Source organism: Flavobacterium sp. FlaQc-52, from assembly GCF_044007495.1.
GTDB lineage: Bacteria > Bacteroidota > Bacteroidia > Flavobacteriales > Flavobacteriaceae > Flavobacterium > Flavobacterium cupriresistens.
The window spans coordinates 12,096-32,224 of sequence record NZ_JBIPCV010000013.1 but is presented as its reverse complement, the minus strand read 5'-3'; the positions used below and the strand labels follow the sequence as shown (position 1 = coordinate 32,224).

Genomic DNA, 20,129 nt, shown 5'->3' with positions numbered 1-20,129 from the left:
GGTTTTAGTCGAAAATAAATTTCAAACACAAATAACCTTATCGCCAAATCAACATCAGGATTGTTTTCGAACAATCGGGATGGTTTCTTGCGCTTAAAACCTGAAATCATTACTAAATACAAATATGGATCAAACAACAAAAAAACACATCGATTTGCTTCATCCTACCGTGAGAGAAGAAGTTACCAAAATTATCGCGGAATGTGATCTTGCCTTGACCGGAAAAGCTAAAGTGCGCATTACACAAGGCCTCAGAACCTTTTCAGAGCAGGATGATCTTTATGCTTTTGGACGAACCAAACCCGGGAAAAAAGTAACCAATGCCAGAGGAGGTCAATCGATTCACAACTTTGGTTTTGCGGTTGACATCTGTCTTATTATAGACGGCAAAGTCGCTTCATGGGATACTGCAAAAGACTGGGACAACGACCAAGTTTCGGATTGGCAGGAATGTGTGAAAATTTTCGCCAAATACAACTGGAATTGGGGTGGCGACTGGAAAACTTTTAAAGATCTCCCACACTTTGACAAAAAAGGATGTGGCGACTGGAAACAACTCAGCAAGTTAAAACGAGACAAAAAAAACTATGTAATCTTATACAAGTAAACAGATGAAACATTTGAAATTACAATTTATATCTTTTTTAATTGCTTTTGTAATGACTTCCTGTGTTTCGACAAAAACGGCTTTATACGATTCGTATTCACATCAAAAAACGACCGCATTAAAAGTAGCAATCACTGCCCTAATGAGTAAGGCCAATACTCCCTACTCCATGCATCAAGACGAAGTTGAAACAGTATTGCTTGACATTGAAAAATTGACAGAATACGAAAAAAACAAACCTCATAATGAAATCACTTTTACGATGTGGAAGTTACTCACCGATAAGGAAAAAAATCTGCTAAGCAGTTTTTTCAAACTTTGGGAAACAAAAGGCGTTTTGTCACAGGGTTTTATCGAAGAATCCAAAAAACAGCTTAGTGATGCTTTGGATTTGCTCATTCAATATGAAATTAAAAAAGACAAAGAAACTAAAGAGGCTCTTTTAGATTTAATTAACGGCAACACTTAAAACTTATGGATCACGATAAACTAATAGAAGACTTAAAAAAACAGTTAAGGATTCTTATAACAAAAAGTTACAAAGACCGTAAATCCGAATTGGAAAAAGACCTGAATCTTTTTTTGGAAACCTCTAAAGAAAAACTCGAACGCTGGGTCACTTTGTATGCTTCTGCAGCCCTGACCGAAGAAGAATTTGAATGGCTCTTAAAAAGTCAACTCGATTTATTGGTTTTAAAAGCCTTGCAAAACACCGGGATCTCTAAAATAAGATTGAATGCCATTAAAAACAACATTATAAAAATGATTCTTAAAGTCATTCTTGAATTCGTACTTCCCAGAATTTGATCCTCCCATTTTCGAAGCAAAAAAACGGCTAAAAAAAGTTGCTGTTACTACGAAAAAAAGCCGTTCTAAAACAAAATCAAACTTACTGAAACTACAGATTAGTCTCACTAAAAACCTTGGCAAAGGGCAAAGCATAGCTTATTTTTACAGTATCAAATAAAAATCATCTTTAGGATGTAGCGCGCAGATTCTAAGACGATTTCATGAGCAGAATTAATCCAAAAAAAACAACAAATAGAACCGAAATATGAACGATTTTATCATAGAAGAAGACTTGCTGATTGCAGGCGAAGATTTTGTCCTTGAAGTGGCAGATCAGCAAAACCTGCAACATCTGCTGCTAAGTCAAAAAGGAGGCTATAAAGAGTTTCCAATACTTGGAGTAGGTATTAAAAAATACATCAATAGTCCTGATGCCACTTCCAGACTAAGATTAGAAAACGAAATAGATAAACAATTAACGTATGACAACTTTCATGTGACAACACTGGATGTTAACGATTTACAAAACATTAGAATCGATGGGAACTATTAAACCACAACAAAACCAAAACATTTTCGACATCTCCTTGCAAGAGTACGGAAGTATCGAAAAAGTCTTCGACCTTTTAGAAGACAATGATCAATTTGATCTTACAGAAGATATTTCTGTTTACAAAGATTTAAAAACGGGCAGAGAAGCTTTTAAGAAAGATATCGTCGAGTATTACAGTTCCAGAAATTTAAAGCCCGCAACCGCTCTTACCGAAGAAGAAGAGTATTTATTGGATAAATTCTCGGGAATTGATTATATGATTATTGAAGACGATTTTATCATTTATTAAGAAACAACCTTAGCTGTAATTACCTGAAATAGTGCTTAGAAAACAACTCAATTGGCAGCTACTACTACCTCTTTAACGTCCTTTTTTAGAAATCTCTAAAAAGAAAACTACTTCTCCGTAGTATTTACAAAACAAACATAAACAAGTATCTATAAGCATATTACACATGTCTTACAGGCTAAACTATATTAAAAAATTAAAATATGGCACGTACAATTGCTGAAATACAGAATGAAATTCTGTTAGAGAAAGGGAAATATACTTCCCTGAACAACTTAACACAATCAAAGACAAGTGTCTGGAATCTTTGGGTCAATATTGTGGCTACGGCTGTTTGGTTACACGAAAAAATCGTAGAAAAAAATGCCTTAATATCAAGGCCTCATACCTTAAACTGGTATCGCGAACAGGCATTAAACTTTCATTACGGCACCCCTTTAGACCCTGATTCCAGCAACGGAATGTCACTCGTTTGGAAAGAGGGCTCGTATCAATTTGACACCACTGATCTTAGTCCTGAACAAATTGAATCCTCTAAAATAATAAAATATTGCGCCGTAAGTGAGGTTGACTTAGGAACCATCCTTGATACTGAAAAAAAACCTGAACAAATTTTTTCGGACTTCTTCCACAACAAAATCGGGGTTGTTTTTATAAAAGTCGCTACGGTAAAAGGAGATCAGATCGCCAAAATAGACGTTCCCAACGAACTTTATGCTTTTAAAGAATATATCGCCAAAATTAAAGATGCAGGAAATCAGGTGCATATCACTTCAGATCAAGGTGATATTCTGAAATTAAATTTAAATGTTTATATCGATCCTTTGCAAATTTATATTAACCCAAACGATATTGAATACAATCAATTAAAGAGTTTAACGGGTATCCTGACACCGGAGCAAAAAGACAAATTGAAGAAATATGAGTTGGAGGGTTACGAACCGGACTCCAAAAACGGCTCATTGATAACAGATAACGAGACTTATCCAATACTGGAAGCTGCCAAAGAACATTTAAGAAATATTGAATTTAACGGTGCCTTTGTCAAAACGTATCTCGTTGATGCGCTACAGAAAGCCGCAGGCGTTAAAATTCCAATATTAACTAAGCTCCAAACCAGTGTCGCTCAAAATCCAAATGATGAATTGGCTCCTGAACTTTACGATGTTAGTAACCTGGAGTATTTCATTCCTAAAGCCGGTTATTTTGATTTGGATACCCTAACGGTTGAGGTAAACTACATTCCTTATAATTTCTACCGAGATAAACAATAACCTAATATAGACAATGAATAAATACACCACAGTAAAATGGGAAAAGTTATTGTTATGGCTGATCCCCCCGGTTCTTAGAAAACAGACACATTATCATTGGCTTAATGTTTTACTCTCGCCTATCGCTAAGATTTATGAAGAGACTCTCTATAAAATGCAGCATACCGGTCAGATTATCTATCTGGAGAAAGTACTCAATGAGACTTTTAATGTGACCAAAAATTACAATCCTAATTTAAGTATGGAGCAAAAAAGACGGGAGGAGTTTATTTATATAGACGAATCGGTCAAACCTACCATACAGTATGTCTACCTGAACAAAGAGTATTACGAACCGGATAAAGTTTTATCAACTCCAACCTTAAAAATCTTTAAACTATCGATTCCGCTGTTAAAGATTTTTGACCGTAATGGGTATAAAAAAAGAAACAATAAACCGGTTTATCTGGCTCATCGAAGCGATTACACCAAGATAAGCTATGCCAATTTCAGAGTTTTTATACCGGAAAGTTTACTAAAAAACGGAACCATAGTCTGCGAAGCAAACAGAGACGCCTCTCCTCACAAAACGGAACCTATAAAAGTGGCCACTATGGCCTATCACAATCTTCTTAATTTTTACAGATTAGCCGGTAAAAGTTATGAAAGCTATTCTTATGAGCCGGAAAAATAAACTAGAGTTTATAGAAGCTAGAATAGAGAAGTATGAACAAACTTAAAAAAAACAACAGCCATTTAAATTAATAAAAAATGAAAAGAATAAATTTTAGTCATTCAGGAGGATTTCCACTCGAACAAGAAACTTTAGAAAGACTTCAGACCGCCTACAGGTCTGAATTATACGAAGCATTAAAAAGACATTTAAGTATTAAGACTCCTGCCACTATTGGAGAAGCCATAAATTATATTATAGCTCCCGCAACAAGCGATAAACAAGGCTTGGCAGTGATACACCAAATCGAAAAAAACGCTCAGGGAGAAGAAAAAATAGAGGGTATTTTATATCCAATTGCAAAAGGAGCCCAAGACAGCTGCTTAAAAACGACCCGAACAGGGACCAGTTTAGTATATGGTACGGGAACATTTCAAACCGCCTATTTTGATTACGAAGCCCAATACATCAGTCAAACCGACTATAACAATGCCGATAGAAGCGGTACAACTAATAATGATGCCTTAACAGTATATTATTATGAATTGGACGATTTCCAAATAGTTAAGGATATTGCTGCTATTGAAGCCATTCTGCAAAGATTACAGAATGAAATTGATGCGATAGAAAATGATATCGCTACTGTTGTTAAACCAAAAATTAGTGCCATAGAAAGCGATATTGCCAATGTCATTAAACCAAGAATTGGTGCAATAGAAAGTGACATCACCAATGTTGTTAAGCCAAAAATTAATGCAATAGAAAGCGATATCGCCAATGTCGTTAAACCAAAAATTAGTGCAATCGAAGGCGATATTGCTAATGTCGTTAAGCCAAGAATTACTGCAATCGAAGGTGATATTGCTAATGTCGTTAAGCCGGGGATCAACGAAAACACTAACCAAATTAATGTAATTAAAGATACCTACCTACCTCTTGACGGCTCAAAAGCGATGAAAGGAAATTTGAATATGGCGGCTTATCATATCTCAAGATTAGATGTAAGTGAAAGTCCTGAAGCAAATGTAAGAGCCTACGATTTCAGACTAGGGTCACCGTTAAGAAGAGGATTAAAACACGGTGCCAATTATTTAGGAAGAGCGGTAGTAGACAGCACCGAAAATGCAACAACCTCGAGCCTTACCCTAAATTATCAAGCAGATTGGGATCATACCCACATTGGAGGAAAAGTACATTTAAATAATACCTTGACCTCAGATGCCGATGGTGCCGTGTTGTTATTAGATGGACAAAATCAGATTATTAAAAGTAATAAGCTTCTCAGTTCTTTGATTAGTCGTCTGGATGTTTTAGAAGCAAGACCTGTGTCAACGGCAGTGCCTATTGGTATGATTGCCATTTGGGGGAAACCAGCGCCATTTCCTGAGGGATGGGAAGAGTATGAGCCCTTGAGTGGAAGGATGCCTGTAGGACTTTATAATCCTGATCCTCAAGAACGAGCTAAGCAATTTGCGCAAAGAAGTTATTATGAGAATCTAACTTATTATTTTGAAAATGGAAATAGGATATGGCCGTTTGACTCCTTAGAAAACGTTGGAGGTCACGTAGCTAAAAGCATAGAAATCAACGAAATGCCCCCTCACACTCATGGTTTACCTACTGATGGTGGTGGCCGCAATGATATGCAAACCATAGTCAACTCGGGTAATGGAGATGAAGGGTTGTCTGAAACAAACAGAACAGGAGAAACCGGAAAAGGGTATCCTTTCCCTTTACAAAGTCCTTACAAAGTAGTTCATTTCATAGAATATACAGGTCGGCCAAGTGATAAAATAGCTCCCACAGCTCCAACTTTAACAGTGTCACTCGACGGCAGAAATGCATCGTTAAGTTGGAGTGCATCATCCGATGCTGTTGGTGTTACTAATTATCTAGTCTATAGAAATGGTGCCTTACTGGCTACAAAACTCAGTACCGCTCTTTCTCATTATGACGCAGGGTTGCCTCCAGGCGTATCGTACACGTACCAGATTATTGCAAAAGACAAAGCAGGAAATTCTTCCGGCAGTAATAATGCTACCGTAGAAATTCCTGCCGCGATTCAGCTTGCGACACCAACATATTTAACGGTTGATTATAATCCTGCCGATAGTAAGATCCATATTGCATGGGAAGCTGGAAACAACAGTGGTCCAGTTCAATATGTGGTACATAGAGCAATAGATGGAGTTCCTAATAATTCAAGCGATTTCGCTCCAACGGATCAACTCTTTTATACCGATTACAGGTACTATGACGAAATAAAAATCCATAATTATAAAGTAAAAGCGGTTGATCAAAATGGAAACTCATCTAACTATACCGAACCATTTTCTATAATTATAATCCCGCCAGACCCCACTTGTTTTGACGTAGAATCTTTGGTAACTATGGCTTCCGGACAATCGAAAAAACTAAAAAATATTGTCGTTGGAGATAAACTACAAGGTTTTTCTTTTCCAAACGAAATTGATGAGGCTGCCGGAAATTTTATGTTATGGAAAGGAAAATTGAATGAAGCGGTAAAAACAGAAGTAACAGTCGTAAACAAAAGAACGAGTTTACAACCTAATTACTACGAAATTAAAACCGCAGATACCACCATTAAAGTTACTGCAGAACATCCTTTACTAATTACTCAAGACAGTGAAAACCTGCAATGGCTAAATACTAAAAATGTATTGCAAAGTATGTCATTGATTGACAAAAACGGAAAAACAAAAGCTATCGAATCGATTCTTTTTAAAGAAGAAGCACTGGAAGTAGCTGTTCTGGATGTAGAAACTGTAGATAATTATGTTATTTCGGGAATTGTTGCTCATAATAAAAAAGATATACCAATGCAATAATAAGTTTATTGTACTCTTCTGGGGCACTTTGCCCCAAAAGAGTACTTACTTAAAATCATTCACCCTAAAAAGATTACCTATGAAAGTAGTAAAATTTATTTTTACCGCTGCGGCATTGCTTTGGTTACTAGTAACCATCCTGACCGTATTACCAATCGCAATTTTGCTACTGCCCGTCTCCTTTATTTCAAAAAAAAACTATACCGAATGGATCTTTTTTTCCACTGCCTTACTCAGTTCTTTAGGCTTTTACCCTATTTACACTCTGTATACCCTATTAGACTGGAACGATTATTTAAGATTTTCAAAAAACCTTCGTTTACACCTTAACATTATGGGAAACAGGATCATCAGAACTGTAACAAATGACACTCTTGTCAGCCCTGCTCCTGTCCATCAATTTGATACTGTAAAGGAAGTTGCAAATAATGATTTAAGAAAAAACGACAGTCATCCTACACTGTCGATATTCGGAAAAAGAGTAACCAACTTACCGGATCTAATTGATTTTAATCCCTTCAAAAAACCTATCCCAACCGACTAATAAAACCACAATCCCGATGATACATAAAATTTCAGAATATTCAAACGAAATCAAATTATTGCTTTATGGCATTTTTGTTTACTTAGAAATGGATGTCGAAATTGTGAAAGTATTGTTTTACTTAATGGTATTAGATACTATTTTAGGCATTATCAAAACTATAGTGTTAGGAAATGCTTTTAGCTTTAAAAAACTGGCTTTAGGATTTGTATCCAAATTAGCCGTGCTGTTAATCCCAACTGCTTTGGCCTTGATGAGTAAAGGGCTAAATTATAACTTTAAATGGTTTGTAACCATTGTTATGGATTTGCTTATCGTAAGTGACGGCATTTCGATAATCAGTAATATTATTGCCATAAAGACAAAAAAAGAAGTAGAAAATTTCGACGCCATGACACTAATTCTCAAATCCATTAGAAATAGTTTGATACGGCTGTTTAAAAAACTTCTAATCACTATTGATCCTAAATTTCATACCGAAAAATAACACCATCAAAAAGTCTCTTTTACAGACACCAAACCATAAAATAAGAAAACAAAAAAAGACCGGTCTGTTTTGCTCTTAACCACCTTTAAACAAAGGAAATAGAAACTAAAAAAAGAAGAATTTGTTCTCCTAAATCGCTGTTAATTTCGTTCTTCACAACAAAAAGAAAAAGTAACTTTACGAGTACTATTAACAACAAATTACCCCAAATTTAATTGTTTCATTTTTTTAAAATTCCAAAGAACAACATGACCAATGACGTTAAAATCAGTAACCAAAAATGCATCCAATTTATTAGAGCGGGTATTTAAAATTAAAAGAACAGGAAACAGCATCGACTTAAGTAATTCTTTCTACGTTGCAAACAAAGAAATTTCTCCGGTATCATTTGAAGCCGAAATTTACAAAATAACATTCCGTACAGAACAAAATGGAGAAGTAAAGACCTACGATCTTTTCCTGCCTTTCAACGAATTAATTTGTGAACATGAAATTGCTTTTTTAGAAGAACATTTAGGAATACTTCTTTCCGGAGATGGATCGCAATTTGAAATTCTGGAGTTCCAATCGGATTTCTCCATTCAATTCGATCAGGAAAACAGCTATTTTATAGCATCTGATGAGGTAAACAACGGTTTATTGCTTTTTAGAAAGTAAAACACTCAGATACAATTTTTTAACAAATTTATTTTGTAGAGATCACAAAGTAATTGTGAGTATCTTCAAAGAAAAAAAAGCAAAATATATCCCCTCGACGATTGAGGAATCAAAATATCGGAATATTGATCGTGATTTCTCCTTCTTCGAAATTAAAAGGATTGCGGTACAGCAAGAAAGTCTAAAAGTTCCTTAAAGTTTTAAACTCAACATGTCAAATGTGAAATATAAAATGCAAAACTTGGAATTTGAGATTTGAGATTTGAGTTTCAAGTTTCAGGTTTCAAGTTTCAGGTTTCAAGTTTCAGGTTTCAAGTTTTGGAATTTGGAATTTCAAAAAATTGGAATTTCCCCCCTTACCTTTATCTTTCAAAAATATCCCTAAATTGATACAGTAATCTTTCAATTAATCGCAGGTCTTCCGTTACTATATCTGCATTTCCCTGCATTTCCTGCTGAAAAGGAATTCCTTTTTTATAAGACGTTTCCAAACCGTTTGGCAATAAAACATCAACTAATAAATTGCCTTCTTTATCCGGAGTTAAAGAAATTGCCTGGGTTTTACCTTTTAATATTCCGAATTCTCTGTACGGAAAATTGGTAAGTTTAATGTTGACCTTCTGACCTACTTTTATTTTTCCCGAATTTAATGTCGGAGCTTTCACTTTTCCAATATAACCACTTTCGCGACTTGGAATAATGGCAAAAATCGTCACTCCAGCTTCAACCGGTTGATTTTCTGCCCAAATTTGTAAAAAACTAATTTTACCATCGATTGAAGATCTTAAAACATAATTTAATTCCCAGTCTTTTACAGCCTTTTTTAATTGGTAAAAGGCCTGAATTTTATTGTTCTCCAGATTAATTAGTTCTTTGCTTTCGTTTATATGAGTTGTTTTACTGCTGCGATTTAATTCATTTAATGCCGATTTTAATTGCGAAATCGTACTCAGCAAACCTTTGTAACTTTTCTGGGCCTGTAAAAAAAGCAATCGTTGTCTCTCTACTTCCTGCGAAGAATAAATTCCTTTTTGAAATAAGGTTTCAAATCGGTTTAATTCATTTTTCTGGAGCACTAATTCACTCTGATTGATTTCTTTTTGCGACTCCAAAAGATTTAATCGTTCCTGAAGCTGAATTGCTTCGTAGTTTTGAGCCGTTCCTTCTACGCGATACGGCTGCAGTTTTGCATTTAACTGATCGGCCACACTTTCTTTTCTGAAGTTGGCAAAAGCACTTTCTACCTCTCCCAGTTGTGCGGAGTTTAATTTCTCAAATGGAAATGCACTCTTGTTTATATTTATTGTATCCAAAATATTCTTCAGAACAAATACGTCTTGGTATTTAGCCGAATTTTCGAGTATCGCCAGTGGCATATTTTGCTTGACTAGTGTTTTGTCTTTTACTAAAATAGCCTCAATCCTTCCTGAGGTTTTAACAACTAATTTCTGTGGTGGCGTATTGGTTGTTATCACGATTTGCGAAACTATAATATCCGGGTATTTTACAAACCAGGAGATTAAAAACAGGATTACTATAAATACCAATAATATTGTATTGCCCCATTTCTGAATGGTTTTGGGAGGGTCCGATAAAATATCTCTTACTTCCTCACTGTATATTTTCAGGTCATCATTTAGTTCTTCCATCTTAATTTCCTAATTCTAATTGATTCTTAACCAGAGCGTAATATTTACCTTTTAATTTAGTCAGGTCCTCATGATTGCCTTGCTCAACAATTTCACCATTTTCAAGAACAATGATATTATCCGCATTTTTTACCGTGCTTAATCGATGCGCCACAATTATGGCAGTTTTTCCATGAATAAAATTCCCCAGATTTTCCATAATTACCTTTTCATTATTAGCATCGAGAGCACTTGTAGCTTCATCAAAAAACAAATAAAAAGGATCTTTGTAAACGGCTCTGGCGATCATAATACGTTGTTCTTGTCCACCGCTTAAACGGATTCCTGAGGTTCCCAGTTCTGTATTGTATTTATTGGGCAATCTTTCGATAAAATCTTCAATATTGGCTACAAATGCCGCATTATTTAATTTATCTCTGTCAATAAATTCATTCTGTTCCGATTCAGAAATATTGCCGGCGATAGTATCGTTAAACATAAAAGTATCCTGCATAACGGCTCCGCAGTTTAAGCGCCAAAAATCATTGTGAATATCATTCAAATTGATAGCCCCGATATTGATACTTCCTTTTGTAGGATTGTAAAACTTCAATAACAGTTTCATTAAAGTCGTTTTACCACTTCCGCTGGCACCCACTATCGCAGTAGTTTTGCCTTCTGGGATTGTGCAGGTAATATTTTTTAAAATTAAAGGAGACGCTTTTCCGCCATAACGAAAAGACAGTTCTTTTAAATTAATAGACTTATCGTTGGGTAATTCTTTTGCTTTATGCGCAGAAACAAGGTCTTCGTCCTCTTTAAGATGCACTTGTGACAAACGTTCCAAACTAATTTTTGCATCTTGCCAGGATTGAATAAAAAGCACAAAATTACTCAAAGGCAGGTTAAGCTGCCCCACTATAAACTGTATAGAGGTCATCATCCCCAGGGTTAGATTGCCATCTACAACCGCTTTGGCAGAAAGAAATGTAATGATAAGATTTTTAAATTCATTGATAAAATTAGCGCCAATAGTTTGGTATTGAGCTAATTTTAAAGTACTCAACGAAGTCTTAAACAAACTGATCTGATTAAACTCCCATCTCCAGCGATTTTTCCGCTGTGAATTATTTATTTTGATTTCCTTAACCCCATTAATAATTTGAATTAATGACGTTTGATTTTGTGATAATTGATCAAATCTTTTAAAATCCAGCTCTGCTCTTTTTTTCAAAAAGAAAAAGGTCCAACCTACATAAAGCACCGCACCAATTATAAATACAAAAAAGATAGTCCAATCGTAATAAGCCAGAATGATATTGAATATTACAAAGGTTACCATCGAAAAAACCATATTCAAACTCGACGAAGATATAAAGTTCTGAATACGGGTATGGTCTGTAATTCTTTGTAAATGCTCTCCCGCATTTCGGGTTTCAAAATAATTTACCGGTAACTTCAGCATTTTATATAAAAAATCTGAAATCATTTTTATATTAAATCGGCTGGTGATATGAATCAGAATCCATTCTCTGAAAACCGTAACCAAAGTTTGCGACAAAATCAGTACAAACTGCGAAATCAGAATTAAATAAATAAAAGGAATATCCTGATTATTAACCCCGACATCGACTATAGACTGCATCAGAAAAGGTAAAATAAACTGAATGACCGTTGCAACCAGTAAGCCAATAAATATCTGATAAATTAATTTTTTATACGGCCTGAAATAAGGATACAGAAACGAAAAGCCCTGCAACGTTTCTTTATGTTCTTCCTGGTCATTAAAGTTGGTATTGGGTTCGAGAATTAATACAAAGCCAGTTCCGTCTGTAGTATCGGTCCAGGCTTTTTTGAAATCTTCGTGCGAATAAACCAATAAACCCATCGCCGGATCGGCAACCCAGACTTTTGTTTTAGACGTTTTGTATACCACAACAAAATGCTTTTGTCTCCACGGTACGATAAAAGGTGTAGGAGCTTCATTGATCAAACTTTCCAACGAAATACGCATGCCAAGTGTTCGCATTTCTATCGCTTCTGCGGCCTCGACAATACCCGCCATAGTAACCCCAATTTTGGTTATACCGGCTTTATCTCTTAAAAATTCTCTTGAAAACGTCTTACCGTAGTGCTTGGCAATCATTCTTAAACAAGTCGGACCACAATCTCTGTAGTCCAATTGTTTAAAATAGTGGAAGTTTTTTTTAATCATTTTATACTTTACTTTCTGTAATCAGCTCCCAAACTTTAGCATTAAAATTAGTTTTGTTGATCCCCGTCAACTTTTCTAAAACGATAAAATAATTATCACTGCCTCCTTTTTTATTTTTTCCACAACATAAAAATTCAACAACAGCAGAAAATCCTTTTTCTTTCTCGATTTTCTTAACTAATAAAGCATTGACCACATAATCTGCCATTAAGTGTTTTTCCTGACTCTCTCCAAAATTAAGTTGAGGTGTTTCGTACAAGGCTAAAGTCAGCCAGTCAGTTTTCGGGTTTGAAGCTACTTTTTCTTTAAATGTTTTTAAGATATCTCCCCATGATATTCCCCAGCTTCCGCCGTAAAGATAAGCGCACCCCTCATCGACCGGCTTGTTTATTAGTGTTCTTGAATAAGCAAAACGAGCTCTTTCGTGCCATAAATCATGCGGATCAAAACTGCTAAAGCTTTCATCATCATTACCACTTACGATTAATAAAGTGTTGTTTTCGTTTGCTGTAAAATTCGTTGAACTTTTGCCATTGTAATCTAATTTATAATCCACTCCAATATTGTGCAGGATATCCGGAAAATCTTTGCAGCCGTACCACTCAATTTGTGCATTGGTTGTATTGAGTTTTTTGTCCAAAAGCGCTACCGTTTTTACATATTCAGAAGCGACTTTGTTATCTAAAGTATTTTTAAAATGAAAAGTACAATTCCCTATTTTTTTAGTTTTCCACGAGCTTGTATTTCGCTTTAGCGGTGATGAAAAATAGAATTTAGTATCTTTTTGTTTTGCGATAAATTCAAAACTGGCTGCCAAAACCGGGATGTTTTCGTTTACTCCCATATATGAAAACTGAACTAAAAAATTATCTTTATCCAGTTGTACCACGTTTGTTAAATACCCTTTATAGAAATTATCGTCCTTAGTTTTAGCATTTCGCTCTATTTTTTTTATTTCATCCAATAACAAAGAGGTTTCCAACAAATCTTCTTTCTCAACAAAGACGTTTTCTTTATTTGGATTCTCTTTTAATGCCAAAAAATCATTTAAAGATTTTACCAGTCTATTTGATACAATTGTGTCCTTAGGCAAATTGACATTTGCCGACAGCGTTATGGATTTTGTCTGACCAAAATTAGAGATGGTAAACGATAGTAGTAAAGTCAGAAGAAATATTTTTAATCCCATTGTAATTGTTATTAGTATTGTTGTCGTTAAAATTCAAAAAAACCTTCTTTTTCCTTTTTATAAAATGCCTCAATTGGATTTAATTTGCAAAAATCCTCATATCTGAAATCCAGATCGCGATTACTTAAATCAAAAAAGGTTGCCAGTTTTTTATACTTTTCTAAAATAGTGTGACATCTGGTATCATATTCCGCGTAAAGCTCTTTTCCTTTTTCGGTAAAAACTACATCAAAGTCCAAAAGTTCAAGACCGGTTCTAAATCTGAAGATCTGATCGGTAAACCTGCCTAACAGTTCGTGTTTTTCCCTTCCCGAAAAAACATTCTGGGACACCAATAAATCAAAACACTCTACTCTTTTTGTCACGGTATATAATCCGTGAAATGCTCCGTAAATATCTCTGTAATCCCATTCTTGATTGGTATACTCCCGCATACTTAAATTGCTTACATCAATTTTAAAAAAATCTTTTTTATTTTGTAATACATAATAAAAAAAATTGTGCGATCCCTGATGTATCAATTCTTCAATGTAGTAGATGAGGTTGTTTTTCCCCAAGACATAAAAATACAGTGCGCCAAGCGTTTCAACAGTGGCAAAATTTAAGATTTTCGGATTGTCATGCAAATAGATTTTTTTGTTCGAAAAAACCAATTGCTCGTAAAATTCCGGAAGATTCTTTTTTATAATTTCAATAGCTTCAAATAACTCTTCGTAATTTTCTTTCCAAACCGAACTATATTCCGGATTATGATTTAAAATATGTCCTTTATAATATTCCCTGAAAAAACGTTTTTGTGTCGGGTGTATTTCTTTTAATATTTCAAAATCACCAATCTTTAATATAGGCTCATGTAATTCTTCTTTATCTTTCAGGAAATAGCCGACATTTGGAATGTATGCTATATCATTATGATAAGAATGTTTGATTTTTAATTCTTTTTTATCTACAAAATAACCTTGTATTACCTCTTCTAAAAGTTCATTTGAAAAGGTGTACTCTCTTTTAGAACTGAAATAGGAAAATAACAGGGGCTCTAAAAAAATATCATCATCATCAAAATTTACATTTTCCAATAGAGCAGGCGCTTCTTTGTAGATAAGTAACTTAATGGTATTGACAAGCTCTGTTTTAGCAGTAGTGACATTATCCATAATAATATAGAATTTAAAAATATTTAAAATTTAAAAAATGTCCGTAAAGAACCTTTACTAAAAATGTAAATGTTAATTACGGACAAATCTATAAGTACATTACTATTGATGCCACATTGCTGTTGCATCAATTAATAGAACTAATTACTCAGCTGCTACAACTTTTACATCGTGACAAGCTTCTTGAACTCCGCCTGAGATAGTTTCCAATAATTCTTGTGAAGCTACTGCTTCTGCTCTATTTTTTAAAGCGTCTAAACTTAATTTCATAATTTTTTGTTTTAAATAGGGTACATTAAAAGTTCGGCATATAAACCGTGCCATCGGTTTGCTTGCAAGCGCTTTATTTAAATACGTTCTTCCTCAATTGGCCTTTTGCAGAATACCAGTATTCAAATTCTTTTTCAACCTTTTATGATCTGAATGGTTATTTCCATCATAAACATCAGGAAAGTTTCTTTTTTAGAAATGGAATATTAAGTACGATTTACACCTAGGAAGATCAATCGCATTTGTAGGCTTTTTTTATTCTAAAAGTTTCATTTTCCTGAAGTCAAAACTAGATAAAACATAATATTGTTCGCAAATGAACGCTATCGGAATTCAGGAATCCTGACACGAAATTCTTGAATTCCGATAAAAAAAATACACAATTACATCAAAATCAATTGATTACATATTTCATAAAAAATTCTATTTGTAGGTCGAATTTTACGCATATACCTTACTTTTATGAAAAATTATACTGCATGACCCGATCTGAATTTAGACAAACTTTACTTTTATTATTCTTTTGTACCACTTTACTGGCACAAACACCCAAAAAAAATCTTATAAAACTTTCTTATACAGAGTTAAAAGAGCTTTATATGAATAATGAACAAGACAAAAAGCTGCAATTGGACTGTGCCAATGCCTATTTGAGCAAGGCCAATGAGGATGGAGTTGCTATCGAAAAAGCACGTGGTTTGTACTTACTCGGATTGTTAAAACAAGGAAATGAAGCCATCAAACTCTTTGACAGCGTTATCTCTCTTTCAAAAAATCTAAATGATAATAAGTTTCCTGCTTATGCCTACTACAAAAAAGGCTATCAGTTTAAGAATAAATTTCAGTACAAAGAGGCAATAGACAACTTTTTAATAGCCGAGCGAATTGCCAAAAGCAACAATATCGATTTTTTCTATAAGGTTAAATTTTCCATCGCTCTTCTAAGATCTGAAGAATTAGGTGAAATAAACGAAGCACTTGTAGGCTATAAAGAATGTTTTAACTATTACAAAAAAAAGGATATTAGCCTGCCTATTAATTATTATCCCTATCAGAATGCTGTATTCGCATTGGCTGATGCGTATAAAGCGCTTAATCAGACCGATTCTACCACTTATTACAACAAAATAGGGTACAATGAGTCTAAATCACCTAAATACGTGGAGTACAATGCCCTTTTTATTTTGAATGAAGGGGCTAATATGACGCTAAAGAAAAACTACAAAGCCGCTTTAGACAGTATCAATAAGGCATTACCTAAACTTATACTTTGCAAAAACACAGACAATGTTTTGGCCTCCTACTTCTATCTGGGTCAGACTTATGATGGTTTAGGCAATAAAAAAGAGGCCGTTAAGAATTTTATAAAAGTAGATTCCATTTATAACCTTACTAGAACAATTGCCCCGGAATTTAAAAGCGCTTATCCCTACTTAATTACTTACTATAAAAACAATGGAGATAAGACCAATCAATTAAAGTATTTAACCCGATACATGCATATTGACAGTGTTTTGCAAGCGAACTATAAAGAGCTCACCAAAAAACTGCGCGTTGAATACGATACGCCAAATTTAATTTTAGAAAAAGAAACCTTAATCCAATCGCTAGAAAAAGAGAAGACACAATCCAATTGGGGCATAGTAATATCCTCCATTTTAGTGGTTCTGGCTGTAGGATTTGGATACTATCAATACCAATCAAAAAAGAAACATCGCGCCCGATTTGAAAAACTGATGCAAAAAGAGCCTGATACCATCGAGACAATAGCGCCTAAAACAGAGCATCAGGACAACATAAATCCCGAAAAAGCAAATACTATCGGAATAAATGAAGAATTAGTGGGTCAGATTTTAGAAAAACTGGAGAAATTTGAAAGAGAAAAACGTTTTTTAGAGTCCAATATCACACTTCAGTCTCTATCCGATGCCTTTGATACCAATAACCGATATGTATCCAAAATTGTAAACTTGTACAAACAAAAAAGTTTTATACAGTATATAAATGATTTAAGAATTGAACATGCTGTAACGTTTTTAAAGGAAGATAAAAAATTAAGAAAATACACCATTCAGGCACTTGCCCTCGAATTTGGATTCAATAATGCGGAATCATTTTCTATCGCTTTTTACAAGAAAACAGGTATAAAACCGACTTACTTTATGAAACAAATTGAAGAGACATTGAAAGACAAAACCGCTTAATAGTCAATCAATTAAACCACTCCAAATATCGGAATTCATGAATTACGATAAATCAAAAACAGATTTTAATTATTATTCCTTAACTACAAATATATTTGCGATTCAAACAAACAAATCAACAAATAAAAGAAACATGAAAAAGATTAAGAAAGAAAACAAAAAATTTGATTTAGACAAAATGGAAGTGGCCAAATTGAAAAATTTGCGTGTAATTGTTGGCGGTAATGTAGCACCCACAAATCCAACTGACACGGTCGACACTGATGCACGAACTTTCTAAAAAAACATTCCAACCGTTTGTGAAATCTATTATCAGTTTTATTCTTTTTGCCTTCTTTTTGTTACTCCTGTAAATCTGTAAAAGATGCTCAGGCTGATATAAATCACGAGGATTTGCAGGAACAACTTTGGGTCTACTCAAAGAAAATTGCAAACCATGGTATAAATGATGATCACAACGGCTATAAAGATGACCTAAACGGTTGGAATTTTACTACCACAGAAATAAAGCAAATTATAACAGATCCAGGAACTTGCTGAAAAATAAACAAACAGAAAAAATAATGTCTGATTTTAAAATCAACAGCTTTTCAGAATACGTACTTAGAACACCCTTATTTCCACTGTCCGCTTATCTCGGACTGCTAAAAGGCTACTCCTCTGAAAAAGCGGTAGAATTCTATAAAGACCCTGTTATAAAAGAAGCCATTAATCTGGCTTCTCCCGAATTACGACAACAATTAGACAAATGGGCAGCGGAAATGCCAACATTATCCCAAGAAAAAAAAACACGATTAGAGCTTAGTTTTTTAAAATATGTTTCCAGAATGTCTTCCCGCTGTACCCCTTTCGGATTATTCGCCGGATGTTCTGTGGGCAGTTTACATACTGCGGCCACTCATATTACATTAAACTCGATCACCGAACATACGCGGTTTACGCAATTTGATATGCAATATTGGGTTGCCATGCTTCAGGATACGGCAAAAAGAAAAAAAGTAGCTCCTCATCTGAGGTATTTTCCCAACTCTTCCATTTACGAAATAGGCGATTTTTTTCGATTCATCGAATATAAATATGTTGGTACAAAACGAGAACATACGATATCGGCATTACGTAAATCTGCTTTGTTGAAACAAATTTTGCTTCAGACAAAATCGGGATGTACGGTAGATGAAATGGTGCTTTTTTTAGCAGCAGATGCATCCGAAAAAAAAGAGGCTCAGGCATTTATTCAGCAATTAATTTCTTTTCAGTTTTTAGTAAGTGAATTAGATGCGGCTGTAACCGGAACTGATGAATGGAAAAGAGTCTTTTCTATTCTTGATACCATTCCACTTTTTGGCAAAGAAATACGATTACTTGAAAATCTAAGAGAAAAACTTTCTGATCTGGACACAACTTTAGTTCCAAAAAAGGAGTCTTATGAACAAGTCAAACAGACTATTGAAGCTATCGGAACCGGTTATGAAGAAAAATACCTTTTTCAAACGGACTTGAATACGGCAACTCTTAGCAATAATTTGAATAAAAATGTGTCGAGAAAAGTGCTCAAAGCCATTCAATTTCTAAACGATATACAGGTTCAGAAAAAATCCGAAAATCTTGAGAATTTTAAAAAAGCTTTTCTTAAAAGATATGAATCTAAAGAAATGCCTCTGGCAACTGTACTCGATACAGAAATCGGGATTGGTTATCTGCAAAATCAGGAGATGAATGACACGCACGAAATACTGGAAAATTTCTCATTTCGTCCTAAACAATCAAAAGAAAAAAAACAGATTTGGACCGCTTTTGATTATATTCTACAAAAGAAGCTCCACAATTGTCTTTTTAACAACGAAGAAAATATCGTACTAACCGAAAAGGACTTTCCGGATTTTGACGACCATTTTAAGAATTCACCAGTTACTTTTTCAATAATGATTGAGCTTTTTAATGACGATAAAATTGCTGTAATCTCCGCCGGAAATATAAGTGCTGCAAAGCTATTGGGGCGTTTTTGCAACGGTAATACTGCTATTCATAACCTCACCAAAGAGATCGTAAAAAAAGAAGAAGAATATCATCATGATAAAATACTGGCCGAAATCGTGCATATTCCCGAGTCCAGAACAGGAAATATACTAAAAAGACCTATCCTCCGAAAACATGAAATTAGCTACCTGTGTACGCCCGGTGTTGCAAGAGAAAACAACTTAGATTTAGACGATTTGTATATTGCTGTAACGTCCCAAAAAATTGTTTTGCGCTCCCGAAAACACAACAAAGAAGTACTGCCTTATTTATCTAATGCGCATAACTTCTCTAAGAATTCATTACCCTTATATCATTTTTTGGGTGATCTTGGACTACAGCATAAAAAACCGGCCTACTCGTTTAGCTGGGGCGTTTTAGAGGCTGATTATGATTTTTTTCCAAGGGTAATTTACAATGACATTATACTTTCAAAAGCGAAATGGAGAGTCCGAAAAGAAGAAATAGCACCTTTTTATCAAACAGATCAAAAGCTACCGACGGAAGCTTTTTTTAATTGGAGATCGGACAGAAATATTCCGCGTTTTGCCAATTGGGTTCATTCCGACAATACGCTATTGTTTGATTTTGAATCTCCAATAGGGATTGCTTTATTTTTAAATGCTGTGAAACAAAAAGAAGATTTTTTCCTTGAAGAATTTTTATTCACAGAAAAATCAGTTGTAAAAAATAATACAGGGGATTCTTTTTCTAACCAGATTATACTCTCCTATTTTAAAGAAAAAGTATAA

At 34.5% G+C, this 20,129-nt stretch carries 19 protein-coding genes; 14 read left to right on the top strand and 5 right to left on the bottom strand.

What is annotated here, in order from left to right:
- Window positions 1–124: 124 nt before the first annotated feature.
- The 11 genes from ACHRV5_RS18920 to ACHRV5_RS18870 all read left to right on the top strand — a co-directional run bounded on the left by ACHRV5_RS18920 (window position 125) and on the right by ACHRV5_RS18870 (window position 8,701).
- Window positions 125–607 (top strand): M15 family metallopeptidase, encoded by a 483-nt coding sequence (locus ACHRV5_RS18920; protein WP_395427802.1) that lies wholly within the window; start codon window positions 125–127, stop codon window positions 605–607.
- Window positions 608–611: 4 nt separating this feature from the next.
- Window positions 612–1,076 carry a hypothetical protein gene (locus ACHRV5_RS18915; RefSeq protein WP_395427801.1) on the top strand — a complete coding sequence of 155 codons (465 nt, stop codon included), beginning with the start codon at window positions 612–614 and terminating at the stop codon, window positions 1,074–1,076.
- A 5-nt stretch (window positions 1,077–1,081) separates the two neighbouring features.
- On the top strand, window positions 1,082–1,414 hold the full coding sequence (locus ACHRV5_RS18910; protein ID WP_395427800.1) for a hypothetical protein: 333 nt from the start codon (window positions 1,082–1,084) through the stop codon (window positions 1,412–1,414).
- Window positions 1,415–1,661: 247 nt separating this feature from the next.
- Window positions 1,662–1,949: a hypothetical protein gene (locus tag ACHRV5_RS18905; protein ID WP_395427799.1), complete on the top strand. Its 288-nt coding sequence runs from the start codon at window positions 1,662–1,664 to the stop codon at window positions 1,947–1,949.
- Window positions 1,936–2,238 (top strand): hypothetical protein, encoded by a 303-nt coding sequence (locus tag ACHRV5_RS18900; RefSeq protein WP_047778694.1) that lies wholly within the window; start codon window positions 1,936–1,938, stop codon window positions 2,236–2,238. The genes ACHRV5_RS18905 and ACHRV5_RS18900 overlap by 14 nt, the downstream gene beginning before the upstream one ends.
- 203 nt (window positions 2,239–2,441) lie before the next feature.
- Window positions 2,442–3,512: a hypothetical protein gene (locus ACHRV5_RS18895; RefSeq protein ID WP_395427798.1), complete on the top strand. Its 1,071-nt coding sequence runs from the start codon at window positions 2,442–2,444 to the stop codon at window positions 3,510–3,512.
- 13 nt (window positions 3,513–3,525) lie between these two features.
- On the top strand, window positions 3,526–4,185 hold the full coding sequence (locus tag ACHRV5_RS18890; RefSeq protein WP_047778692.1) for a hypothetical protein: 660 nt from the start codon (window positions 3,526–3,528) through the stop codon (window positions 4,183–4,185).
- Window positions 4,186–4,262: 77 nt separating this feature from the next.
- Window positions 4,263–7,013 (top strand): hypothetical protein, encoded by a 2,751-nt coding sequence (locus tag ACHRV5_RS18885; protein ID WP_395427797.1) that lies wholly within the window; start codon window positions 4,263–4,265, stop codon window positions 7,011–7,013.
- 79 nt (window positions 7,014–7,092) lie between these two features.
- Entirely contained in the window at window positions 7,093–7,557 is a 465-nt protein-coding gene (locus tag ACHRV5_RS18880; RefSeq protein ID WP_395427796.1) for a hypothetical protein, read from the top strand.
- A 16-nt stretch (window positions 7,558–7,573) separates the two neighbouring features.
- Complete coding sequence (locus ACHRV5_RS18875; protein WP_047778689.1) at window positions 7,574–8,044, top strand: phage holin family protein; 471 nt, start codon at window positions 7,574–7,576, stop codon at window positions 8,042–8,044.
- 255 nt (window positions 8,045–8,299) lie between these two features.
- Window positions 8,300–8,701 carry a hypothetical protein gene (locus tag ACHRV5_RS18870; RefSeq protein WP_395427795.1) on the top strand — a complete coding sequence of 134 codons (402 nt, stop codon included), beginning with the start codon at window positions 8,300–8,302 and terminating at the stop codon, window positions 8,699–8,701.
- A 362-nt stretch (window positions 8,702–9,063) separates the two neighbouring features.
- Here ACHRV5_RS18870 and ACHRV5_RS18865 read toward each other — a convergent pair whose 3' ends face one another.
- From ACHRV5_RS18865 to ACHRV5_RS18845, 5 genes are all read right to left on the bottom strand, one after another.
- The gene (locus ACHRV5_RS18865; RefSeq protein ID WP_395427794.1) at window positions 9,064–10,350 is read right to left on the bottom strand and encodes an HlyD family secretion protein; all 1,287 of its coding nucleotides are present in this window, start codon (window positions 10,348–10,350) and stop codon (window positions 9,064–9,066) included.
- A gap of 1 nt (window position 10,351) precedes the next feature.
- Entirely contained in the window at window positions 10,352–12,544 is a 2,193-nt protein-coding gene (locus ACHRV5_RS18860; RefSeq protein WP_395427793.1) for a peptidase domain-containing ABC transporter, read from the bottom strand.
- Window position 12,545: 1 nt separating this feature from the next.
- Window positions 12,546–13,733: a hypothetical protein gene (locus ACHRV5_RS18855; RefSeq protein ID WP_395427792.1), complete on the bottom strand. Its 1,188-nt coding sequence runs from the start codon at window positions 13,731–13,733 to the stop codon at window positions 12,546–12,548.
- Window positions 13,734–13,759: 26 nt separating this feature from the next.
- Window positions 13,760–14,887, bottom strand: coding sequence for a hypothetical protein (locus ACHRV5_RS18850; RefSeq protein WP_395427791.1), 1,128 nt, complete (start codon window positions 14,885–14,887; stop codon window positions 13,760–13,762).
- A 144-nt stretch (window positions 14,888–15,031) separates the two neighbouring features.
- A complete protein-coding gene (locus tag ACHRV5_RS18845; protein WP_255663417.1) occupies window positions 15,032–15,157 on the bottom strand; it encodes a hypothetical protein in 126 nt (41 codons plus the stop codon).
- A gap of 599 nt (window positions 15,158–15,756) precedes the next feature.
- Between ACHRV5_RS18845 and ACHRV5_RS18840 the strand changes: the two genes are divergently transcribed.
- The 3 genes from ACHRV5_RS18840 (at window position 15,757) to ACHRV5_RS18830 (ending at window position 20,129) form a co-directional block, all read left to right on the top strand.
- Window positions 15,757–17,361, top strand: a complete 1,605-nt coding sequence (locus tag ACHRV5_RS18840) for a helix-turn-helix domain-containing protein (RefSeq protein WP_395427790.1) — start codon at window positions 15,757–15,759, stop codon at window positions 17,359–17,361.
- 37 nt (window positions 17,362–17,398) lie between these two features.
- Window positions 17,399–17,641 carry a hypothetical protein gene (locus ACHRV5_RS18835; RefSeq protein WP_047778682.1) on the top strand — a complete coding sequence of 81 codons (243 nt, stop codon included), beginning with the start codon at window positions 17,399–17,401 and terminating at the stop codon, window positions 17,639–17,641.
- 283 nt (window positions 17,642–17,924) lie between these two features.
- On the top strand, window positions 17,925–20,129 hold the full coding sequence (locus tag ACHRV5_RS18830; protein WP_395427789.1) for a lantibiotic dehydratase family protein: 2,205 nt from the start codon (window positions 17,925–17,927) through the stop codon (window positions 20,127–20,129).